Origin of the sequence: Planococcus beigongshangi, from assembly GCF_016820495.1 — a bacterium.
Classification (GTDB): Bacteria; Bacillota; Bacilli; order Bacillales_A; family Planococcaceae; genus Planococcus; species Planococcus beigongshangi.
The window spans coordinates 68,467-87,418 of the sequence record NZ_JADHDU010000003.1 but is presented as its reverse complement, the minus strand read 5'-3'; the positions used below and the strand labels follow the sequence as shown (position 1 = coordinate 87,418).

Annotated in this window: 19 protein-coding genes and 1 pseudogene; 7 read left to right on the top strand and 13 right to left on the bottom strand. The window is 49.1% G+C overall.

Translation table 11 applies throughout. The features are described from left to right. The first annotated feature begins 68 nt into the window (after positions 1–68). Positions 69–479: a DUF4395 domain-containing protein gene (locus IQ294_RS07475; protein WP_203333415.1), complete on the top strand. Its 411-nt coding sequence runs from the start codon at positions 69–71 to the stop codon at positions 477–479. Between the two features lie 69 nt (positions 480–548). On the opposite strand, the gene IQ294_RS07470 is transcribed toward IQ294_RS07475, so the two are convergent. Then, a complete protein-coding gene (locus IQ294_RS07470) occupies positions 549–872 on the bottom strand; it encodes a hypothetical protein (protein ID WP_203333414.1) in 324 nt (107 codons plus the stop codon). A gap of 159 nt (positions 873–1,031) precedes the next feature. Here IQ294_RS07470 and IQ294_RS07465 point away from each other — a divergent pair, with 159 nt between their 5' ends. Together IQ294_RS07465 and IQ294_RS07460 are read left to right on the top strand one after the other, a co-directional pair. Further along, entirely contained in the window at positions 1,032–1,718 is a 687-nt protein-coding gene (locus tag IQ294_RS07465; protein WP_203333413.1) for an alpha/beta hydrolase, read from the top strand. Continuing rightward, entirely contained in the window at positions 1,690–2,070 is a 381-nt protein-coding gene (locus IQ294_RS07460) for a VOC family protein (RefSeq protein WP_203333412.1), read from the top strand. Before IQ294_RS07465 ends, IQ294_RS07460 begins: the two co-directional genes overlap by 29 nt. 419 nt (positions 2,071–2,489) lie before the next feature. On the opposite strand, the gene IQ294_RS07455 is transcribed toward IQ294_RS07460, so the two are convergent. The 7 genes from IQ294_RS07455 to IQ294_RS07425 all read right to left on the bottom strand — a co-directional run bounded on the left by IQ294_RS07455 (position 2,490) and on the right by IQ294_RS07425 (position 12,691). After that, positions 2,490–4,145 (bottom strand): hypothetical protein, encoded by a 1,656-nt coding sequence (locus IQ294_RS07455; protein WP_203333411.1) that lies wholly within the window; start codon positions 4,143–4,145, stop codon positions 2,490–2,492. Further along, positions 4,138–4,938 (bottom strand): ABC transporter ATP-binding protein, encoded by an 801-nt coding sequence (locus IQ294_RS07450; RefSeq protein ID WP_203333410.1) that lies wholly within the window; start codon positions 4,936–4,938, stop codon positions 4,138–4,140. Before IQ294_RS07450 ends, IQ294_RS07455 begins: the two co-directional genes overlap by 8 nt. 127 nt (positions 4,939–5,065) lie before the next feature. Beyond that, a complete protein-coding gene (locus tag IQ294_RS07445; RefSeq protein ID WP_203333409.1) occupies positions 5,066–6,274 on the bottom strand; it encodes a multidrug effflux MFS transporter in 1,209 nt (402 codons plus the stop codon). Positions 6,275–6,543: 269 nt separating this feature from the next. Continuing rightward, complete coding sequence (locus IQ294_RS07440; RefSeq protein ID WP_203333408.1) at positions 6,544–7,278, bottom strand: sulfite exporter TauE/SafE family protein; 735 nt, start codon at positions 7,276–7,278, stop codon at positions 6,544–6,546. 115 nt (positions 7,279–7,393) lie between these two features. After that, on the bottom strand, positions 7,394–8,008 hold the full coding sequence (locus IQ294_RS07435; protein WP_203333407.1) for an NUDIX hydrolase: 615 nt from the start codon (positions 8,006–8,008) through the stop codon (positions 7,394–7,396). Positions 8,009–8,324: 316 nt separating this feature from the next. Beyond that, positions 8,325–11,465: a DEAD/DEAH box helicase gene (locus tag IQ294_RS07430; RefSeq protein WP_203333406.1), complete on the bottom strand. Its 3,141-nt coding sequence runs from the start codon at positions 11,463–11,465 to the stop codon at positions 8,325–8,327. A gap of 110 nt (positions 11,466–11,575) precedes the next feature. Beyond that, positions 11,576–12,691, bottom strand: coding sequence for a GGDEF domain-containing protein (locus IQ294_RS07425; RefSeq protein WP_203333405.1), 1,116 nt, complete (start codon positions 12,689–12,691; stop codon positions 11,576–11,578). Between the two features lie 235 nt (positions 12,692–12,926). Between IQ294_RS07425 and IQ294_RS07420 the strand changes: the two genes are divergently transcribed. The 4 genes and pseudogenes from IQ294_RS07420 to pgeF all read left to right on the top strand — a co-directional run bounded on the left by IQ294_RS07420 (position 12,927) and on the right by pgeF (position 15,275). Next, positions 12,927–13,289 carry a Na-translocating system protein MpsC family protein gene (locus IQ294_RS07420; RefSeq protein WP_203333404.1) on the top strand — a complete coding sequence of 121 codons (363 nt, stop codon included), beginning with the start codon at positions 12,927–12,929 and terminating at the stop codon, positions 13,287–13,289. Between the two features lie 30 nt (positions 13,290–13,319). After that, positions 13,320–13,622 (top strand): annotated as a pseudogene (locus tag IQ294_RS07415) (Na-translocating system protein MpsC family protein); the annotation flags it as partial. A gap of 63 nt (positions 13,623–13,685) precedes the next feature. Then, on the top strand, positions 13,686–14,393 hold the full coding sequence (locus IQ294_RS07410; protein WP_203333403.1) for a Na-translocating system protein MpsC family protein: 708 nt from the start codon (positions 13,686–13,688) through the stop codon (positions 14,391–14,393). 120 nt (positions 14,394–14,513) lie between these two features. Continuing rightward, positions 14,514–15,275, top strand: coding sequence for a peptidoglycan editing factor PgeF (pgeF, locus tag IQ294_RS07405; protein WP_203333402.1), 762 nt, complete (start codon positions 14,514–14,516; stop codon positions 15,273–15,275). 172 nt (positions 15,276–15,447) lie between these two features. Here the strand turns inward: pgeF and thiW are convergent, their stop codons facing one another. Genes thiW through tenA form a run of 5 tightly spaced genes read right to left on the bottom strand, consistent with a single transcriptional unit; the run spans position 15,448 to position 18,873 of the window. After that, positions 15,448–15,936, bottom strand: a complete 489-nt coding sequence (gene thiW / locus IQ294_RS07400) for an energy coupling factor transporter S component ThiW (RefSeq protein ID WP_203333401.1) — start codon at positions 15,934–15,936, stop codon at positions 15,448–15,450. After that, a complete protein-coding gene (gene thiE, locus IQ294_RS07395; RefSeq protein WP_203333400.1) occupies positions 15,933–16,586 on the bottom strand; it encodes a thiamine phosphate synthase in 654 nt (217 codons plus the stop codon). Before thiE ends, thiW begins: the two co-directional genes overlap by 4 nt. Further along, a complete protein-coding gene (thiD, locus tag IQ294_RS07390; RefSeq protein WP_203333399.1) occupies positions 16,567–17,400 on the bottom strand; it encodes a bifunctional hydroxymethylpyrimidine kinase/phosphomethylpyrimidine kinase in 834 nt (277 codons plus the stop codon). The genes thiE and thiD overlap by 20 nt, the downstream gene beginning before the upstream one ends. Further along, positions 17,376–18,188 carry a hydroxyethylthiazole kinase gene (gene thiM / locus IQ294_RS07385; protein WP_203333398.1) on the bottom strand — a complete coding sequence of 271 codons (813 nt, stop codon included), beginning with the start codon at positions 18,186–18,188 and terminating at the stop codon, positions 17,376–17,378. Before thiM ends, thiD begins: the two co-directional genes overlap by 25 nt. Beyond that, positions 18,178–18,873, bottom strand: a complete 696-nt coding sequence (tenA, locus tag IQ294_RS07380) for a thiaminase II (protein ID WP_203333397.1) — start codon at positions 18,871–18,873, stop codon at positions 18,178–18,180. Before tenA ends, thiM begins: the two co-directional genes overlap by 11 nt. Between the last annotated feature and the right edge of the window lie 79 nt (positions 18,874–18,952).

The following is an 18,952-nucleotide window of genomic DNA, read 5'->3' as shown; positions in this document are numbered from 1 at the left end:
CAGTTTCATTCTCTTTATTCCTATTGACTTACTTGGTATAATAGGCTGAAGAGAAAAGGAGCTGTATCATGACGATTCCAAAACCGCTTGTCCAAATAAATCAGAGTTTCATCGTATTGTCCGTTATTCTGGGGCTTCTAATTTCACCCGTGATCCTGCTGCTGCCATTTGCAGTCGGCGTCTATACATTGGCCATGAAGAAAAACCCGGTCATCATGGCAGCGCGGCCACTGTTGAAGAAGCCCGCTAACGCCTATATCCAGGAAGACCGCGACCAGCAATTATTCAATCAATGGATCGCGACTGTCTGCCTCGGCTTATCGCTTCTTTTCTTCGGACTCGGCTTATCGATCCTCGCCTATTTCTTCAGCATCATGGTCATGGCAGCGGCCGGCATTGCGCTGATGGGCTATTGCATCGGCTGTACGATACGTTACCGTTTGATGATGATGAAGCATAACCGTGCGCGGATGAATTGAAGATGGGATCCCTCTAGAAAGCCATCCGCTTTCCTAGAGGGATTTTTCGTATTTCGGGTCCTTCAATTATCATTTATTTAAATTGATACCGATATTTTCAAATTGTTTTTCTAAATAATCCCTTTTTACTTTCCCGTTTTCCTGATACTCGGTTGGATAATAATAAGGCATGAAAACAGGGGCATCAAAACTCAGCCAAATATTACGGTAGATCCTATGTGCATCTCTTATTGTTAAAAATTTTCCATTTTCTAATTCAACATCGTCATCTACCCCAAATTGAAACCTGCAACATTCACATATTTCAAATGAGCCACCCTCAAAATTTTTACAGTCATGGTATGGAGGTTCGTCAAACCCTTTATAACCACATACTGGACAAATGTGTTTCATATCATTAATGCCCCCTCTGAATCTTTCATTTGGAAATGATCGTATCATAAATCCTGGTCCTCTAAAAAACAACTTTAGATTATAATTATTGTCTATTAATAAATTCAAACTATTTATTTCCAATTTTCGCTATACTGGAAATAACAGGAGGGGATTGGGATGAATTTACACAAAGCTTCCATTAGGGGATACAAAGATAACAACGTCGATTATTTGCTGATCCGGCAGGAAGAGCCGAGTACGCGGCTCGCCGTTGTGCTGCCGGGGGCCGGTTATACGGCGCAAGCTCCATTGCTGCATTTTGCAACGGACATCTGCCTTCAACAAGGTTATGACGTGCTGACTGTGAATTATCGTTATAACGATGCGTTTTACGATGACTTCACGATGGAAGAAATAAGCGATGCGATCCGCTTTGATGTGAATGCTGTTATTGATGCGGTGATGGCGGAAACTTCCTATAACGAGTACTCGCTGATCGGCAAATCTCTTGGCACTATTGCGATGGCTTCTGCACTTGCGCGCCCCGTCTTCCATAACGCGAAAACCATCTGGCTGACGCCGCTTATCCAGCGTCCGGATGTTTTCGACGCGATGCATTCGTTGCCGAACCAGGCAATCGGCTTTATTGGCGATGAAGATCCGAATTTTGATGCAGGAAGGTTTGAGAAATTAAAAACGAATCCACAGCTGGATCTGCGGCTGGTGCCGGGTACGGACCATAGCTTGAAACTACCGGGACAGCCGCTTGCTTCCATTGACGTGCTGAAGGAAATTATGAGTGAAATCGAGAAATTTCAGGGAGAGAGGCGAGTCAATGACGACAGCAGCCATTCAAAAGCTTAATCAAATCGGCGTGCCGGTGAAAGATTTGGCACGGGCTATCGAATTCTATCAATCGCAATTGGGCCTCACTCTCTTGTTCGACACAGATACGATGGCGTTTTTCGACTGCGGCGGCCTGCGCCTGCTGTTGAGCCTGCCGGAAAAAGAGCAGTTCGCCCACGCCAGTTCCGTGCTCTATTTTGAAGTGGCGGATATCGACCAGGCTCATGCAGAATTTGTGGAGCGCGGCGTTCACTTCAGCGGTCCTCCTCATTGCGTCGTAAAAAACGGCGTCTCTGAAACCTGGATGGCATTCTTTGAAGATACCGAAGGCAATACGCATGCCATTACGAGTGACCGCACAATTGCATAGAAAGTCAGAAAGACCGGACGATACTGCTGTCCGGTCTTTCTTTTTGGGATGGAAGAACATTCGCGTGCGCGAATGTTCCGGGATGGTCTCCGCCGGGCGGAAACCATCCGATCAATATTGCTGCGACGGGTTGTTTCCAGATTCCAATTGCCATTTAATTGGATATACTGTCCGTTAGCGCCGGAATACTGTCCGCCAGCGACCAAATACTGTCCGTTGCACTTTCTCAAAAAAATCTGACTCATTTTTTTCTAAAATTTGGAGATGATTTCCAAATCAGCTGAAATACTATCTATTGCTATTTTAACTAGGATTATTTTTAAATATGTATAATATTCCCTCGAAATACCTTCTCAGCTGCCACCCATCCCGCCATAAAAACAGCCCTCCCAAGCACACGCTCCGGGAGGGCCTTTCATTCACGCATCAATCGCGGTTTTATTGTATTCAAATTTCCGGTTCTCCGGAAACGTCTTTCGCCACAACACGAAAATCGTAGCTGCCAGCAAAGCCAGGTAAATATAAATGCCATAGTCGAATGAACGGGCGATAAAGTGAAGCCCGACGAACACGACAATGATAAAGGACATCAGGATCACTTGGGCAGTGCCGGCATTCTGCGCGAATTCGAATGAGCGCGTAAAAGGAAAGTCGATATCTTTTAAAATTCTATACATGATCAACGATTGGAGAATGGCACTCAGCAGCACCACAGCGAGATCCGGCAAAATGCGAGCCGAGAAAATGCCGAGAAATACGATACCGACCACCAAGAATATCGGGAAATAGAGTTTCACCAGAAATGCTTTGATCGCGGCGCTGTAGGCAGCCGTTTCCCTGACAACCGGTGCGGCTTTAAAAATCCAGCCGCCTTTATAGCCACCTGAAAATTGCAGCATGACAATCGTTCCAGGGATCAGGATATTGCAGAAATAGATGAAAAGGAACATATTGCCTTCTGAAATATCGGCGAGGCTGCGGATCCGCAATTCATTGAAGATGAATAAAAGCGGGAAAATCAATGCCATCGCAAGATTCGGAAATGTTTTCAGTTTGAATTCCCTTTCCTTTTTCATCATCAGGGCTGAGAAGCGGAAGAAAACGCGCTCTTCCGGACTGCGGCATAAGAGTTTCGACCACAATCCGTCCATCAGATTACGGCTTGGTTTCCGGGCTTTCGTATCGCTCAGCAATTTCTCCAGATTCCGTTCAAATGAAGGCATTAAACGGCTGTAGATGAAAATGGCAAGAATCGGCACGAGAACCGCGAGCACTGTAAAAGCGACCATATGACTGCCCGTGTTGCCGTTCAGGATCATTTCAAACGGTGCTCCGTACCACAGCGGCGGAATCAGGAAATGCCACCAGTGGAAGGTATAGCTCAAGCTGATATCCGTGAATTCGAATGCCCGGATCAACACCTGATAGCCGATGATCAGGCCGACAGACAGCCCGATCTGCACGTAATTGATGATGTCCTTCAGGCGCTCGCCGTCGAAATAGCGGAGCACGAACAAATACAGCAGCGATGTCAGGACCACTACAAGGAACATCGTCAAAATAATTTCCAACAGGAAAATCAATGAAAAGACAGGCCCGTGGCGGAAGATGCCGACCACAAAAGGCAGCGCTGTGAAAGCACCGGTCACGAAGCTCATGTAAATCAGGATATGCACCGTTTTGGCAACCGTAATGGTCTTTTTGGCGATCGGCTTCGTCTGGAGCACATTTTTATCGCGGACATCCAGCAGCACCGAGGAGAAATCGGAAATCATCGACGTCATCAGGATGAACAGGATGATGCCAAATTGGATGCTCATCCCGAAGATATAATTGTCGCCGATAAACAGGAACGGCAGCAGCAGTAAACTGTAGACGCCGTAAATCCACAGCGACTTCAGGAATTGATTGCCTTCCTTTTTCTTGCCGATTTCGTTGAAGACTGTCGGCACACGCCGTTCGTCCATCGTCAGTTTGATGCGCAGGATCATCATCATGACTTCGTAATCGACGCCCATCCGTTTGAAGAGGCCTTTGAATAACGCGACGAATTGGAGTGATTTGAACTCACGCATCGCCGCTGTCTCCCCGCACGATCGAAACGAATTGCGCCGCTTTCTGGCGATGCTCCGTAAAGCCGGTCAACTGATTGAAGATGCCCGATAACGACCCTTCCTCGCTCTTTTCCTGCAATTCCTCAAAACTGCCGTCTGCGACCACTTTCCCGACAACAAGCAGCACGATGCGGTTGCTGATTTTTTCGACGAGGTCCATGATATGGGACGAATAAAAGATGGTCTTGCCTTCCGCCGCAAGCTGCGACAGGATTTCCTGAATGACCATCATGCTGTTCGCATCCAGTCCGCTCAACGGCTCATCCCAAAACAAGAGATCCGGGTCATGGAGCAGGCTCGAAATGATCAGCACTTTCTGTTTCATTCCTTTTGAAAAAGAAGACAGCCGGGTATGGCGCACTTTCTCGAGTTCAAACTGCGTCAGCAATCGCTCGGCCTGCTGCTGGGCGAATTTACTGTCCAGGCCATAGAGTTCCCCTGTAAAAACGAGGTATTCCATAGCGGTCAGGTTGTCGTAGGCTTCGGCGTTTTCAGGCACATAGCCGATTTTACGTTTATAGGATGGATCGCCATTTGAGATATCCTGGCCGAAAATCACGATTTTCCCTTCATAATCGTCAATCAGGCCAAGCATGATTTTCACCGTCGTGCTTTTGCCGGCGCCGTTCGGACCTATATAGCCGATGATCTGCCCCTTGGCGACTTCCAGATTGATGCCGTTCAATACGTTCTTTTCCCCATAACTCATCGTCAGGTTCTGGATGGATAATATGATATCTTTTGAAGATTCCATGTGAACACCTCATTAAGTATGTAATGCCTTCATTTTACCATTCGACTGGTTTAAATTGGGATTCTATTTAAGGTTAATAAAAACAGCTGCCGAACACGATTCGACAGCTTTCGCATTTTTATTCCAATTAATTTCCAGCCAATTTATTATCAAACCGCTTCACCAGGAGCAGATACGCAAGGAGCCCAAGCGAACACATCGTGAAGATGATGGCGCCCATCGGCACGGCCGTTTCTTCTCCGGCAATGCCGACCAACGGTGCCGCCACTGCGCCGAAGACAAATGGCAGGAGGCCAAGCAATGCAGAGGCGCTGCCTGCCACGCGGCTTTGTTCTGCCATGGCGAGCGTAAATGAAGACGTCCCCACGACGCCAAGCGACGTGACAAAGAAGAAAATCGGTATGACGACCGCCCATAGCGGTCCATCGAATAAGACGACGCCAAACAGCACGGCGCCTGCTGCGGTCGCTGAGTAAAGTGCAACTTCAAGGAATTTCTTTTCTGACCAGATATGGCTGAAGCGGCCCACAGCGTAGCTGCCGAATATCAAGCCGATGCCGTTCATCCCGAACAGGATACTGAACACTTGGGGCGAGACGCCGTAGATGTTCTGATAGATGAACGGGGTTCCAGCCACATAGGCGAAAACGCCACCGATCAAGAACCCTTGTGCCAGCGCATAGCCGGTAAACTGCCGGTTTTTGATGATGCCGCCGAAATTGCTGAAGGTCTCTGACAGATTTCCCGGCACTCTCTTTTCAGGAGGCAAGGTTTCTTCCAGTCGCAATGCGCTGATCATCAAAAGGATCAGCCCTAATGCTGTCAGGAACAGGAAGATCCATTTCCAGTCAGCAAACAGCAGCACGGTGCTTCCGACTGACGGCGCAAGCAGCGGCACCAGGTTATTGACGACCATCAGCAGCGCAAACAGGCGTGTCAGTTCTGCCCCGCTTGAAACATCCCTGACTATTGCCCGGGAAATAACGAGTCCGGCAGAAGCGGCAAAGCCCTGTACGAAGCGCAATCCGATGAATATGTAAATGTTCGGGGCAAATATACAGGCTACGGAGGCAATCGCATAAGCGATCAGAAAAATGATCAACGGACTCTTGCGCCCTCGCGTATCACTGAGCGGCCCCGTTACCAATTGGCCGAATGCCAGCCCCAGCAGACAGGCGGTCAAGCTCAGCTGGACTGCCGATGCATTCGTGTGATAGACCTCAGCAAGCGTTGGGAACGCAGGAAGGTACATATCGATGGTAAAAGGGATCAATGCTGTAAGTGCACCCAAAAGTATAACGAAACGTGATCGTTTCATGCCGGCTAATTTAGTCATATTCGCGTACCTTCTTTCTCTATCTCTTATTATTCCTTAGAAGTGGATGAAAATAAAATAATAGTTTTTAGCCTACCATAGAGACTAGATGTTTTCCCTTTTTTTGTCTTTTCAATCTGCTGTTTTTGAAATTGGTGATTTTTTAAGGAAATTAAATCCAATCTATCACGGAATTATTGCTGAACGCCCGCAAATTTAATTCCCCCAACCCAAACAACAAAAAACCTCTGCATCCGCAAAGGCTTTCTTTACATAATCGAATTTTACTCTTAAAAAACTCTCGTAAAAAGGATTTGTGCAATCAGCAGCACCGTAACCCCGCGCAGCAGCGGTTTTACGAATTGCGGGTTCATCTTCTCCGCAATCCTGACGCCGGCCTGGGCACCCGTAACGGAGCCGAGCATGAGCGCAAGGGTCAGCGGCCAGATGATATGGCCGGCTAATGTGTAAGTGACCGCAGCTCCGAGGCAGCTCGAGAAAGTCGCCAGCCTGACGAACCCGACCGCCCGGACATAAGCGATATCCAGGTAACTGAAAAGGAACAGCATCAGCGTGCCTTGGCCCGGACCGAATAAGCCGTCATAAATACCGATGCCGAACAGTCCACCGGCACTTTTGGGGCCGGCTTTCAAGCGGCTCTCCCCTGTAAATCCTTTTTTACCGATAAAGGATATGAAAAATGCAGCAATCAGCAGGCCCGTAACGACAATGTACATCTGCTCTGCCGGAATGGACGAAGCGATAAATCCACCCGCCACACCACCCAGCAAACTGACCGGCACAATCCAGAAGGACTCTTTGAACGAAATTTTCTTTTTGCGGAGCAGGTAATAGAAACTGGAAAATGAACTGACCGTGTTCGAGACTTTATTGGCACCGATGGCCGAATGCACCGGCATCCCGAGCAGCAGCATCGCCGGCAGACTGATCAATCCGCCCCCTCCGGCCAGTGTTCCGAGCATAGTGGCGCCTAAGCCGATAAGGAACATCAGAATGAAATCCATCTGTCTTCACCTCTCTTACGCCAATTGTAAGCCAGACTGAGGCTTAATAAAATTCAATTGTCATTATGAAAAGCAATAAGGAAAACTTATGACATAAACTAAAAAAAGAGATCATTCAACGAATGATCTCCAGGAAATGGGTCAGTATTTTGGCGGTGAGTCCCCAAATCACTTTGCCTTCATAAACATAGAACAATTCATCTACCTGACGGGTGCGCCAATTATAATTTTCGCCACCCGCTATGAGGTCATAGGGAAAGCTCTCTTCCGGCTGAATATCAAAATTGATGCGGTAGACTTTCGGATCGTTTTCAAGGAAAAAGGACAGCGGCACTGTGAACAGGCTGTCGACTTCCGGCGGATTCGGCTGAAACTCGACGTCCGGATCGATTATTCCCGCAAAGCTGTAGACGATCATGCCAAACGGTGAAACAATGTAGTCGAGCGGGAAAATGTCGGAAATCTGATGCTCGGCGATACCCAGCTCTTCCGTCGTTTCCCGAATGGCCGCCCGTTCTTCGGAATGATCCCCTTTGTCAATTCTGCCTCCTGGAAAACAGATGTCACCGGGCTGGTTTCTAAGCTGATGGGAACGGACTTCGAAGAGGATATGGATTTCGCCGTCTTTTTCGATCAACGGCAGCAAAATCGCAAATTTCGCAAACACCTTATTGTCCATCACTTCTGGCACACGGTCTTTCACTCTGGCCACCAAGCTTTTCGGATCCATATCTTCACCCCCGTTCTCTTTCCTTCTATTCTAGCAAACCAATCGACTAAAAGCTTTTTTGGCAATTAATAATAGGGTTTGGAAGGAGTATAAATAATAATCGGTAAGCCGCTTCGCTGGAGTCTGCTTCTCCAGAGAACATGAAGCACCAGCTACTTACTTATGTTCTAGTATCACCTTGAGCATCCACTCGGACGAAAGGTCCGAGTTAGCTTTTGGGCGTCCTCTCCAGTTACAGAAGAATCTCCAGCGATATGGAGCTGGTTTGCGGAATATCATTTACTAACCTTAATAGCCCATTCGTTCAGTTTACTGGTTAAATCATCAGCAATTCCCTGATATCCTCTTCCGTCATGGCCGCAAGCGGCTCCTGGCCGGACTGGATCACTTCATCGATCAGATCCAGTTTCTTCGCCTGCAATTCCGTGATCTTTTCTTCGATGGTACCTCTCGCAACCATGCGGATCACCTGCACAGTGTGCTGCTGGCCCATGCGATGCGCGCGGCTGGCCGCCTGCTGTTCGACCGCCGGGTTCCACCAGAGATCATACAGGATGACGGTATCGGCTCCAGTCAGGTTAAGCCCGGTGCCGCCTGCCTTCAATGAAATCAGGAACAGGTCGCCTTCGCCCCCGTTGAAACGGTCACACATTTCGACGCGCTCCTGCGGCGGCGTCTGGCCGTCCAGATAGAAATACCGACGGCCTTCACGGGTCAGCCGGTTGCCGATCAATTGCAGCATCCCGGTAAACTGTGAAAATACCAATACACGCCGTCCCGCCATCCGGCTGCTTTCGACGATTTCCATCAATTGATCGAATTTCGCCGATCCTCCCTGATAATCATCCACAAATAAGGAAGGATGACAGCATAATTGGCGCAGCCGGGTAAGACCCGCGAGAATCTTGATGCGATTTTTCTGCAGGCTGTCTTTATTGAGATGCTTCAGCGCTTCCTGTTTGAGTTCTGCGAGATACGCCGCGTAGTATTTCTTCTGTGCCGGATACAGTTCGGAAAATTGCAGCGTTTCGACTTTATCGGGCAATTCCTTCAGCACTTCCTGCTTCACTCGCCGTAGGATGAACGGGCGGACACGTTTGGCGATGTTCGTCCGGCGCATCTCGGCAAAACGCATGCGGTTCGGCAATAATTCCGGAAACACGACGTTGAAAATCGACCACAACTCATCCAGCGAATTTTCAATCGGCGTGCCGGTCAGCGCGAAACGATGATCCGCCTCGATGGCTCTCACCGCTTTTGCTGTCTGCGTCACCGGATTTTTAAACGCCTGCGCTTCGTCAAGGAACAGCGCATGGAATGTTTTCCCTTTATAGAGGGTGCCGTCCATACGCAGTGATGGATACGATGTGATGATGACATCCGCATCCGCACTGTCTGCGAGCCTTTTTGCCCGCTTGGCTTTATGGCCGTCAATGATGACTGCATCGATATCCGGGGTGAATTTCGCGAATTCACTCAGCCAGTTATAGGTCAGCGACGACGGAGCGACGATCAGCACGGGCGTTTTTCGCCGGCGGATTTCCGGCAGTTCCGACTGGATGAATGCGATGCTCTGCAAAGTTTTGCCCAGTCCCATATCGTCCGCCAGAATGCCGCCGAAGCGATATTTCGCCAATGCCTTCAGCCAGTTGAATCCGGCTTTCTGGTAATCGCGCAAGACGACTGAAAGCTCTTCCGGAATCTCAAAACCGGTTTCGTCCGGATTGCTGAGATTCTGCAAAAGCTTCGCGAAATCCGCACCTGGATCGAGCAGTTCGCCGTCTTCAAGAGACGCCACGAGCTGAAGCCCCTGAATGAGTGGCAGGCGAATTTCATCGCCGTGCCATGCTTCTTCATTGCCCAGTTCCAGCATCAGTTCATTCAAAGCGATATATTCTTCCGTCTCTAGAGACAATAACGTACCGTTAGGGATGCGGTAATACTTGCGTTTTTCCTTCAGCGCCGCCAGGAGTAACCGGATTTCAGCTTCCGGGATTTCGCCCGGTTCCAGTTTGAATGCCAGCCAATCGGTCCGTTCTTTCAGCTCCACCTTCACTTTCGGGCCTGTGTAATTTTTTTGTACGCGTATTTTCACAGCGGTTGTGGCATACACCTGAAGCAACTCTTCAAGCTGCGGAATCGTATGGACCAGAAAATCGTATTCGCCTTCTTCGTCCTGCATGTAAAAGCCGCCGTCCGTCTGTGTGAACAGGCTGTTCTTCATGAGTTCCATGATTTGCTCTTCTTTGCCGCGCTGCCGGCGTACGCCCGGATAATGGCGAATTTCATCGGCCTCTTCTTCGCATGGATTGATGACCAATTGCCCGTAATGGAATTCGATGCCGGCAAGCAGCCGGTTGCGGATCCGGTCGAGAAACAGCTTTGCCTGAAGCGGTGTTTCCTCCAGCCGTCCGGTGATCGCGGCTGACATATGGACTTCTCCGATACGTTCCAGCCCGGGGATGACACTTTCCATGAAATAAACGGCCTGTACGGGTGCTATTTCGAGTTCCGCCGTCCCTTCCATCAAGCTTTTCAATTCATCCAGACGGCGGCAATCGCCGGGCGGCAGTTTCATCAAAATCCCATTGCTTATCACGAGGCCGTAGGATTTCATCACCGTGATGCGTTCCAGCCCTTCCGCTTTCAATAGATAACCGGCGTTTGCCGTTTCATCAAAACGGAAGACCAGTGATAATTCCTCATCAAAACGCAACCCCCTGTAGACCCTGCCTTTATGCGCCAGGTTAACGGATGGAATCTCAGCCAATAATTCGACCAGCCGCTCCCAGGATGATGCCGGGATGATGACCCGGCTGCGGCCGGACAACGTGCCGTTGATCTTCATCAATTCATGCAGCACTGCGTCCGTCTCTGGAGTAAAACTGAAAGCTTCCCGGGAATATGTCAATTCGGAAGAAATCAGGCAGTCCGTGCCTTGTTCCACTGCCTGCAGAAAAGCGCCTGCATTGCGAATCGGAACTGCACCGTCCATCCCGGCACTTAAGCGGACAGCTAAAAAGCGCTGTCCGTCATCCCCTTCAATGGAATGAACCAAAAAACTGATCTCCAGCACCGGACGGTCGTCAAAATGCAGCTGTTTTCGGCTCGGACGCCTGTTGTTGTCGCCGAATAATGTCATTAATTTCTGCGCTTTTAAAAGTTCCTGCTGCTGCAGATCGTTTATGGCCAGCAGAGTCGCTGCGATATGCTGGCAGTAGGTGCTGACGAATCCGACCGGCGGGCAGCTGCAGGATGCCTGGATGCTGCCATCCGTTTCTTCACGCACCGACACCTCGAACTTCCCGGTTGTGCGGACTTCGGCACGGATGACTGAAGCATTTTCGCTGACAGGCCGCAATTCGACTTTACCCGCGTCAAAATAAGCCTTCCCTTTTCTGTAAGCTGCTGCGCCGCATATTTTTTTGATCCGAAATTCGTTCAATGCCAGTTTCATCGAATGACCCTTTCCCGTCCATGCTTGTTTGTATTCTCCATTATCGCCAATTCTATACGCAGGTACAACCAAAAACACCGCTTCGCCGGCAAGGGCAACGGTGCGTACGCTTAACTTCTCCGCGCGTGGCTGTCATTGTACCGAACCTGATTTTTGCCATTCCGTTTGGCCGCGTATAAATAAGCATCCGCTTTATTGAAGAAATCGCTTTTGGATAAACCTTTGTAATAATTTTGGAGGCCCGCGCTGATTGTGACCCGGTCCCCGGGAATCTCCGGATGTTCCAGCTCAGCAATCGACTGGCGCATGTTTTCCAGCGTCCTCAGTGATTCATCGAAATTTTTATTCACGAAAATTACAACAAACTCCTCACCGCCATAACGGGCAGCAATATCACCCGTATCAGCTTTTTCCCGGATGACCGCCGCCACCCTCTTCAATACAGCATCCCCGGCGCTGTGGCCGTAACTGTCGTTGATCTTCTTGAAATTATCGATATCAATAACCGCCAAGTGCAGCTGCATATCGGAGTGCTCCGCCTGATGGACAAGCACATCCAATTGAGTTTGGAATGTCTTATGATTATCGAGCCCCGTCAGTGCATCCATTTTCGACAGCTGCTCCATCACGCGGTTCTGAATCATCAATTCTTCTTCTTTTTCCGCTGCACTGCGCAGCGTTGAAAGCATTTCTGACCCTCTTTCGATAACTGCCAGATAGACGATAAAACCGCCGATCAAGATAAATATATAGCTGAAATATTCATACGGTGTCATGGCCATGCGACTCTCTTCATTGAATACATAAATCGTTAGCAGCGCTGCGAAATTGATCAGAAAGCTGATTGTCAGCGTGGATTTATCCAGGTAAATCAGCGAAATCGCCATGGCTAGAAGCAAAACCATCTGCAGTCCAGGCAATGTCGGGTTGCCGAGAATCATGGAGACAGCCAGAAGGGTTCCCACAAAAAAGAGAATGGACGGACTATAGATTTTGACGATTTCCACCAGGAACCAGCAGGCCAGCATGAGAAGTACGATAAAGGCGGTCGGCCAGAGCATCCGCAAGACGATATATTCTTCTGTATAATCAGCGTAATAATAAGTCGTGACAGCCAGTCCCACCACTTGACCGCCGATGGCAACCAATGACAATAAGCCATAGAAATAAAAGATTTTCTTCGCCCAAAATTCGTAATCCATTCCCGCTTGATGCGTTTTTTCCATGAGATCCCCTCCTTCCGTCTCTATTTCACCCTTTTAATTTTCATTTTATCAGGAAAGCTCCGGAATAATATGCTGTGTCCAGGAGTTTATTGTTATATTTTTTATTTCAGGTTTCCAATTTGATCAATTTCTTATTATCCCTTTTATAATCGCGGAATTTTCTCGCAATTCAAAGACAACAAGCCTATACTTGATGGAATGCAAGTCACACTAGTAGGAAAAAGGAGTGTTTCCGATGGAAGAAAGTGTTGATTTCACAAATGATGTAATTCGATTTACCGGCGATTTCCTTACTGAGCATTTTGGCGAAAGCCCGGCCTCCCTTGAAGTATTCAACAAACCTCCCTTCACCCTCATCCACCTCCAAGGATTTTTGATGCCTGCTGAAAAACTTCTGCTGCAAAAAAATAAAACCACCTATGTTATGGAAACCCGTGATCTATTGATGCAATCCATTAAGACCGATTTCATCTCCGGATTCGAAAATATCACCCACCAAAAAATCGTTGAATTCTATGCCGACTGGAACCTGGAAAACGAAAGCGGGATGCTGCTCGCCGTTACGGACCAGGAAATTTCATCGGCGGATTTCAAGTAGCCAGCCGAAACAGATGCCGAAGCGGTCGATGAAATCATTAAATTAAACAGTCAGCGGACACAAAAATTGCCTGATCGGATCAATTATTTTTGGCTGGAAGATGAGTTACTGGTCATTGAACGCCACGGCATTCTCATCGATATTGAAAAAAAGCTGATTGAAAACGGCATCAGGGAAGAATTACGACTGGCAAAGCGTCCATTGGAACACCGCATCATCAAATTGTTCAACCTCGAAACCTACTTGCAACGGACGATCCGTAACTTATATGTCGATTGGGATTTCGAAGCGGACAAAGGCTATATGGTCCTGATGATGAAAAAAGACGAATGAGCTGCCGGGCATGCAGATTCTGCCTTCACATGCCACGGTCTTACAGGAAGGGGGAGAATCCCCATGACGAAAGAAAAAACGGTCCAATCTGAAATTGGCGGCTATATATCCATGCTGCTGCGGAGCCATTTCGGGAAAGGTCCCACATCAGTTTTTGTCTCCATCCAAAAGCCTTATATCGTTATCCACTTCCGTGGATTCGTTGCGCCAATGGAAGCCGTGCTCCTGAAACAGAATGAATGGAAACGTGTATTGGAAACAAGGGATTTGCTGGTCAATGAACTGAAAGACGATATAAAGCAAAATCTCCAGCGCATCGCGAAATTGAATATCCGGGAATTCTACGCAGACTGGGATCTCGAGAAAGAAACAGGTTTGCTGATCGGCGTATCAGATGACAAGGTCAGGGAAGCAGATTTTGACTGGCCCGGTCATATCGATCAAAACGCCTTCGACCAGAAAATAGTCAATGCCAGTGAAAAAGCGGAAAAGAAACCCGGCTCACTGCAAAGCTTTTGGCTGGATGACCGGACGATCCTCATCCAAAAATCGAAAATTCTGGTTGGCATCGAGAACGCCTTAATAGCTGAAGGCTATACGGAAATCCTTAAACTCGTGAAACGTCCACTGGAACGCAAGTTATTGCTCGAAGCCCAGCCTGAAAAGGTTTTAGGGCGCAATGTCATCGAGATTTTCCTTGATTGGAATTTCAACGAGGATATCAGCTATATCGTATTCATGCTGGAACCGGTGAAAAGGATGCACCAGTGACAATGCCGGCAATTCATCATTATGCGTATAAGAAAAAGGAAGGCGCCATGCCCTCCTTTTTCTGTGTTTTCCTATACATTAAAATCCAGCTCTTATATAGTAGAGACAGGTGATGATGATATGAAAACAAAACTCTATGTCAATTCGGCGAATCTGACAGCCGGAATCACGATGAAAGACGCACAGTCTTTTGAAAGCAATAATATGGCGCTCCACGCCTGCGAAAATACTTCGCTGATCGTGGAAAACCGCCGGAAGCTGGCCGATTACCTCCGCATCCGACTGACTGATTTCGTCTGCGCCAACCAGACGCACAGCGCGAACTTTTACCGAGTGGAAAAGGATGAGAAAGGCCGTGGTTCAACGGATATCGAGCATGCGGTGGCGGATACGGACGCGCTCTACACTTTTGAACCGAATATTTTACTGGCTGCATTTGCTGCCGATTGCGTTCCGGTCCTTTTATACAATGAAACAAAAGGACTCATCGGCGCCGTCCATTCCGGCTGGCAAGGCACTGTCAAAGAAGTCACGTTAAAGCTTTTCAATCATCTGAAAAACGAAGAAAACTGTCGCCCTGAAGATTTCCATGTCCATATCGGTGCGGCTCTCAGCCAGGAAAAATTCGAGGTCGACAGAGATGTCTATTTGAAATTCAAGGCGCTTGGCTACGCAGACGATTTTATGTATTACAAAGATTCCACAGGTAAATACCATATCGATAGTCAGCTGACCGTCAAAAGGCAATGTGAACTCGCGGGTATCCCGAGCGGCCACATTTCAATCGACCGCACATGCACATTCATGAACCCCGACGGTTTTTCCTACCGGGAAGACAAACGTGCTGGCAGACATATGGGCTTTATCGTCAGAAGAGCTTGAGCGGGATTCCGCTCAAGCTCTTTTTTCGAGTGATTTTTGCGGAACGCGCATAACTTTTTCTAATCGCGCGTATTTTCATTTAATCGCGCATAAGATTTTCTAATCGCGCACAAATCATTTTAATCGCGCGTAAACTCATATTGCGCCTCTCTATTCCGCACCCATCCATTTTTTAATACAATAATTTCCTGACTTTGGTTTTTTCCAACCTATAAACCAGCACCACACCCAATATGGCACCGCTGACACTCGACGCCAGAAATGGCGGCATGAAGAAAAATGCTGCGGTTTCAGTGCCCATCAGCAATTTGGCATACGGCACCGCCACCAGTGATGCAATGATACCGGTCCCGATGATTTCCCCAGCAGCGGCAAAGCTGACGCGCCCCGACATTTTATACATGAGACCGGCAAGCAATGCGCCGATCATGCCGCCGGGAAAAGCGAGCAGTGAACCGGTTCCGGTAATCACCCGCACGATGCCGGTGACAAAGGCTATCGTTACGGCAGGAATTGGACCGAAAACCACCGCTGATATAACATTAAGCGCATGCTGAATCGGATAGGCGCGTGCGATTCCTGCGGGAAACGACACAAACGCTGAGCCCGCAACTGCGAGCGCGACAAACATCGACATAATGACCAGTCTCTTCGTATTCATATCATTACCCCTGTATACGAATTTTTGAAATTGGCGATTTGCCGCGCGATATCCTCCGCCTCCGACAGCGCCGAAATGACGGCAACACCGCATGCGCCGGCATGCCACACAGCTCCGGCATTTTGCGGCGTGATTCCGCCGATTCCGAAGATCGGCACTTCAGGAAAATGGCTGATGACTTCTTTGATGCCCGCTGTTCCAGCCGGCTGTTTGGCGTCCGCTTTCGAACGGGTGCCGTAAACCGGGCCCATCCCCAGATAATCCGCTCCCGCTTCAATCGCAATTTCCGCTTCTTTCAACGAATGCACAGAAACACCGAGCAGCTTTTCTTTGCCGACCAATGCTCTCGCCTGGCCGCCATCCATATCATCCTGTCCGATATGGATACCGTCAGCATCGATTGCGAGCGCCAAGTCGACATCGTCATTGATTAGGAAAGGAACTTTATACTGCCTGCATAATTCCTGGCAATTCTTTGCGAATTCCAGTAGCTCTTGCCCCTGTAGAGCTCCCGCACCTTTTTCGCGAAGCTGGAAATGAGTGATGCCTCCCCGCAGAGCTTCTTTCAATACCGTTAAAGGATCTTTCCCTGAAGCATTCTGTGTGCCCATGATGAAATAAACTGAGGGTTTATTGAACAACCTGTACATCCCCTTCCGTTGCAAATTGACGAAAAGCTGCGTGGTTTGTCGGGCCGTGCCCTGCCCCGATGTGCAATTGATGCGTCAGCGCCGCCTGGATAAAACGTTTTGCCGTCACCAGAGCTTCCGGCAATGCTCGCCCTTTAGCCAATTCAGCGGCCAAAGCAGCGGAAAATGTGCAGCCGGTGCCGTGCGTCTGCTGTGTATGGATGCGCGCAGAACGCAGCACAAATGATTCACCATTCTGATCGAGACAATAATCTTCCGCAATCAGCGGATTGTCGGCATGCCCCCCTTTGATGACGACGGCTTTCGCGCCAAAAGCGAGAATCTGTTCCGCCGCTTTTTTCCGGTCTGCCGAATTATGGATTTCCATGCCGCTCAGCATTTCCGCTTCCGGGATATTCGGCGTGATGACCGCTGACAACGGCAATAATAATGTTCGCATTGCCTCGAGTGCTTCTTCCTGCAGCAACGTTGCGCCGCCTTTTGCGATCATCACCGGATCCACTACTAGCTTACGCCAATCGTGTCTTTCGATTCCGGCCGCCGTTTCAGCGATGATTTCAGCGTCAAAGAGCATTCCCGTTTTCACGGCCGCAATAGCAAAATCCGAACCAATTGCATCAATTTGCGCTTTCACCGCTCCGGCAGGCATCGGGTAAACGCCGTATACGCCGCATGTATTCTGCGCCGTTACCGCTGTAATGGCCGATGTCCCGAAAACACCGAGCTCCTGGAATGTCTTGATATCCGCCTGTATGCCCGCTCCGCCGCCGGAATCCGACCCCGCAATCGTCAATACCTGCTTGATCGCTGCCACAGCACATCCACTCCTTTCTCTTGTTCAAAATCGACACCGTTTTGCTCAAGCTCATGGCCGAATAAAGCATCCAGGAACTTCTCGCGGAAGCTGCCGGGCCCTTCTGAAGAAGCTGCCGCTTTTTTACCGGCTTCCCCGTAAAATGTGAGAGCTTCGATCGCCGCAGCTGTTGGATTGTCAGGAGATATTGCTGTAAAAGCCGCTGTTACAGCGCTTAGCAGGCAGCCCATGCCGGTTACAGAACTCATCAGCTCTGTACCGCCTGTGATCTTCTCCACCCGCGAACCGTCGGCCACGAAATCGGTCTCGCCTGTCACTGCCACTACCAAGCTGTATTCTTTTGCCACCCGGGCCGCCAGTTCCTTGAGGTCGATATTGCCTTCACCTGCATCGACACCTTTTGACGTCCATTCCACACCGCCGATTGCAGCCAGTTCCCCTGCGTTGCAGCGCAGCACCTGGACATCGATTTCCCTTAAAATTCTCTGCACGGCCTCTTTTCGAAAAGCGGTCGCTCCTGCTCCAACCGGATCCAGAATTACGGGGATCTTTTGTTTGTTCGCCTGTTTTCCGGCGAGGATCATACTGTTCAGCGTGTCTTTATTCAACGTACCGATATTCAGTGACAATGCGCGTGAAATGGCGACCAGTTCCTCCACTTCCTCTTGTGCCTCGCCCATGATCGGCGAAGCCCCGATGGCCAGCAGCCCATTCGCCTGAAAATTCGACACGACATGATTGGTGATGCAATGGATGATCGGATTTTCGCTTCTGATTTTATTGATCATAACCGACACCAGCCTTTACCTGCGCCGGCAGTTCCCAGGTTTCCATCGTCCATGCCTGCTGCCAGTAATTCCACTCGTAATAACTGCTGCGGCGGAAGCGGTCCTTCAGTTCCTGGCGCCGTTCCGCTGGCAGCCCTTCCGCTAAACGATCCATCCGGTCAATCTGCTCCTGCACCAATTCACCGAACCACTCAGATCCGTAAGTCTCGATCCACCGGTCGTAAATCGGGTGATCCGGCTCGGCATCTTTCAAGCGCTCCCCGATTTCATAATAAAGCCAGTAACACGGCAGAATTGTCGCCAGCACATCCGCCAGATCCCCTTCCATCGCGCGGTACATATGCGACACATACGCATAGGCACTCGGTGATGGCTCGAATTTCTTCCAATCTTCTTCCGTTACCCCGAGCATGCCCATAAATGATTCATGGAGCGCCATTTCCGCCGCGCATGTCTGCTCGGCATGATGCGCAAAGCTTTTTGTCGTGGCAAGGTCCGGCGCTTTAAGCGCACCGACCGCCTGCATCTTCGCAAAATTCGTCAGATAATAAGCGTCCTGCATGACGTAATAGCGAAAGATCTCCACCGGCAAACTGCCGTCCGCAATCCCTTTCACAAACGGATGATCAAAACTCGCCTGCCATAATCCCTCGCATTCTTGTCGCACTTCCTGTGTAAATTTCATCTTCTCCAGCCCCTTTCAGGCAAAATAAAATACCGCTTTCCAGTAAAGGAAAGCGGCAATCATATACGCAAAGGAATAG

What these genes read in the sequence shown, in the direction of transcription:
- IQ294_RS07470 (WP_203333414.1), bottom strand. Translation starts at nt 872, where the DNA reads ATGAAACACATTTGTCCAGTATGTGGTTATAAAGGGTTTGACGAACCT.
- IQ294_RS07425 (WP_203333405.1), bottom strand. Translation starts at nt 12,691, where the DNA reads ATGGAAAAAACGCATCAAGCGGGAATGGATTACGAATTTTGGGCGAAG.
- thiW (WP_203333401.1), bottom strand. Translation starts at nt 15,936, where the DNA reads ATGAATACGAAGAGACTGGTCATTATGTCGATGTTTGTCGCGCTCGCA.
- tenA (WP_203333397.1), bottom strand. Translation starts at nt 18,873, where the DNA reads ATGAAATTTACACAGGAAGTGCGACAAGAATGCGAGGGATTATGGCAG.
- IQ294_RS07445 (WP_203333409.1), bottom strand. Translation starts at nt 6,274, where the DNA reads ATGACTAAATTAGCCGGCATGAAACGATCACGTTTCGTTATACTTTTG.
- IQ294_RS07440 (WP_203333408.1), bottom strand. Translation starts at nt 7,278, where the DNA reads ATGGATTTCATTCTGATGTTCCTTATCGGCTTAGGCGCCACTATGCTC.
- IQ294_RS07475 (WP_203333415.1), top strand. Translation starts at nt 69, where the DNA reads ATGACGATTCCAAAACCGCTTGTCCAAATAAATCAGAGTTTCATCGTA.
- IQ294_RS07420 (WP_203333404.1), top strand. Translation starts at nt 12,927, where the DNA reads ATGGAAGAAAGTGTTGATTTCACAAATGATGTAATTCGATTTACCGGC.
- thiE (WP_203333400.1), bottom strand. Translation starts at nt 16,586, where the DNA reads ATGTACAGGTTGTTCAATAAACCCTCAGTTTATTTCATCATGGGCACA.
- IQ294_RS07465 (WP_203333413.1), top strand. Translation starts at nt 1,032, where the DNA reads ATGAATTTACACAAAGCTTCCATTAGGGGATACAAAGATAACAACGTC.
- thiM (WP_203333398.1), bottom strand. Translation starts at nt 18,188, where the DNA reads ATGATCAATAAAATCAGAAGCGAAAATCCGATCATCCATTGCATCACC.
- IQ294_RS07450 (WP_203333410.1), bottom strand. Translation starts at nt 4,938, where the DNA reads ATGGAATCTTCAAAAGATATCATATTATCCATCCAGAACCTGACGATG.
- IQ294_RS07435 (WP_203333407.1), bottom strand. Translation starts at nt 8,008, where the DNA reads ATGGATCCGAAAAGCTTGGTGGCCAGAGTGAAAGACCGTGTGCCAGAA.
- pgeF (WP_203333402.1), top strand. Translation starts at nt 14,514, where the DNA reads ATGAAAACAAAACTCTATGTCAATTCGGCGAATCTGACAGCCGGAATC.
- IQ294_RS07410 (WP_203333403.1), top strand. Translation starts at nt 13,686, where the DNA reads ATGACGAAAGAAAAAACGGTCCAATCTGAAATTGGCGGCTATATATCC.
- IQ294_RS07460 (WP_203333412.1), top strand. Translation starts at nt 1,690, where the DNA reads ATGACGACAGCAGCCATTCAAAAGCTTAATCAAATCGGCGTGCCGGTG.
- IQ294_RS07455 (WP_203333411.1), bottom strand. Translation starts at nt 4,145, where the DNA reads ATGCGTGAGTTCAAATCACTCCAATTCGTCGCGTTATTCAAAGGCCTC.
- IQ294_RS07430 (WP_203333406.1), bottom strand. Translation starts at nt 11,465, where the DNA reads ATGAAACTGGCATTGAACGAATTTCGGATCAAAAAAATATGCGGCGCA.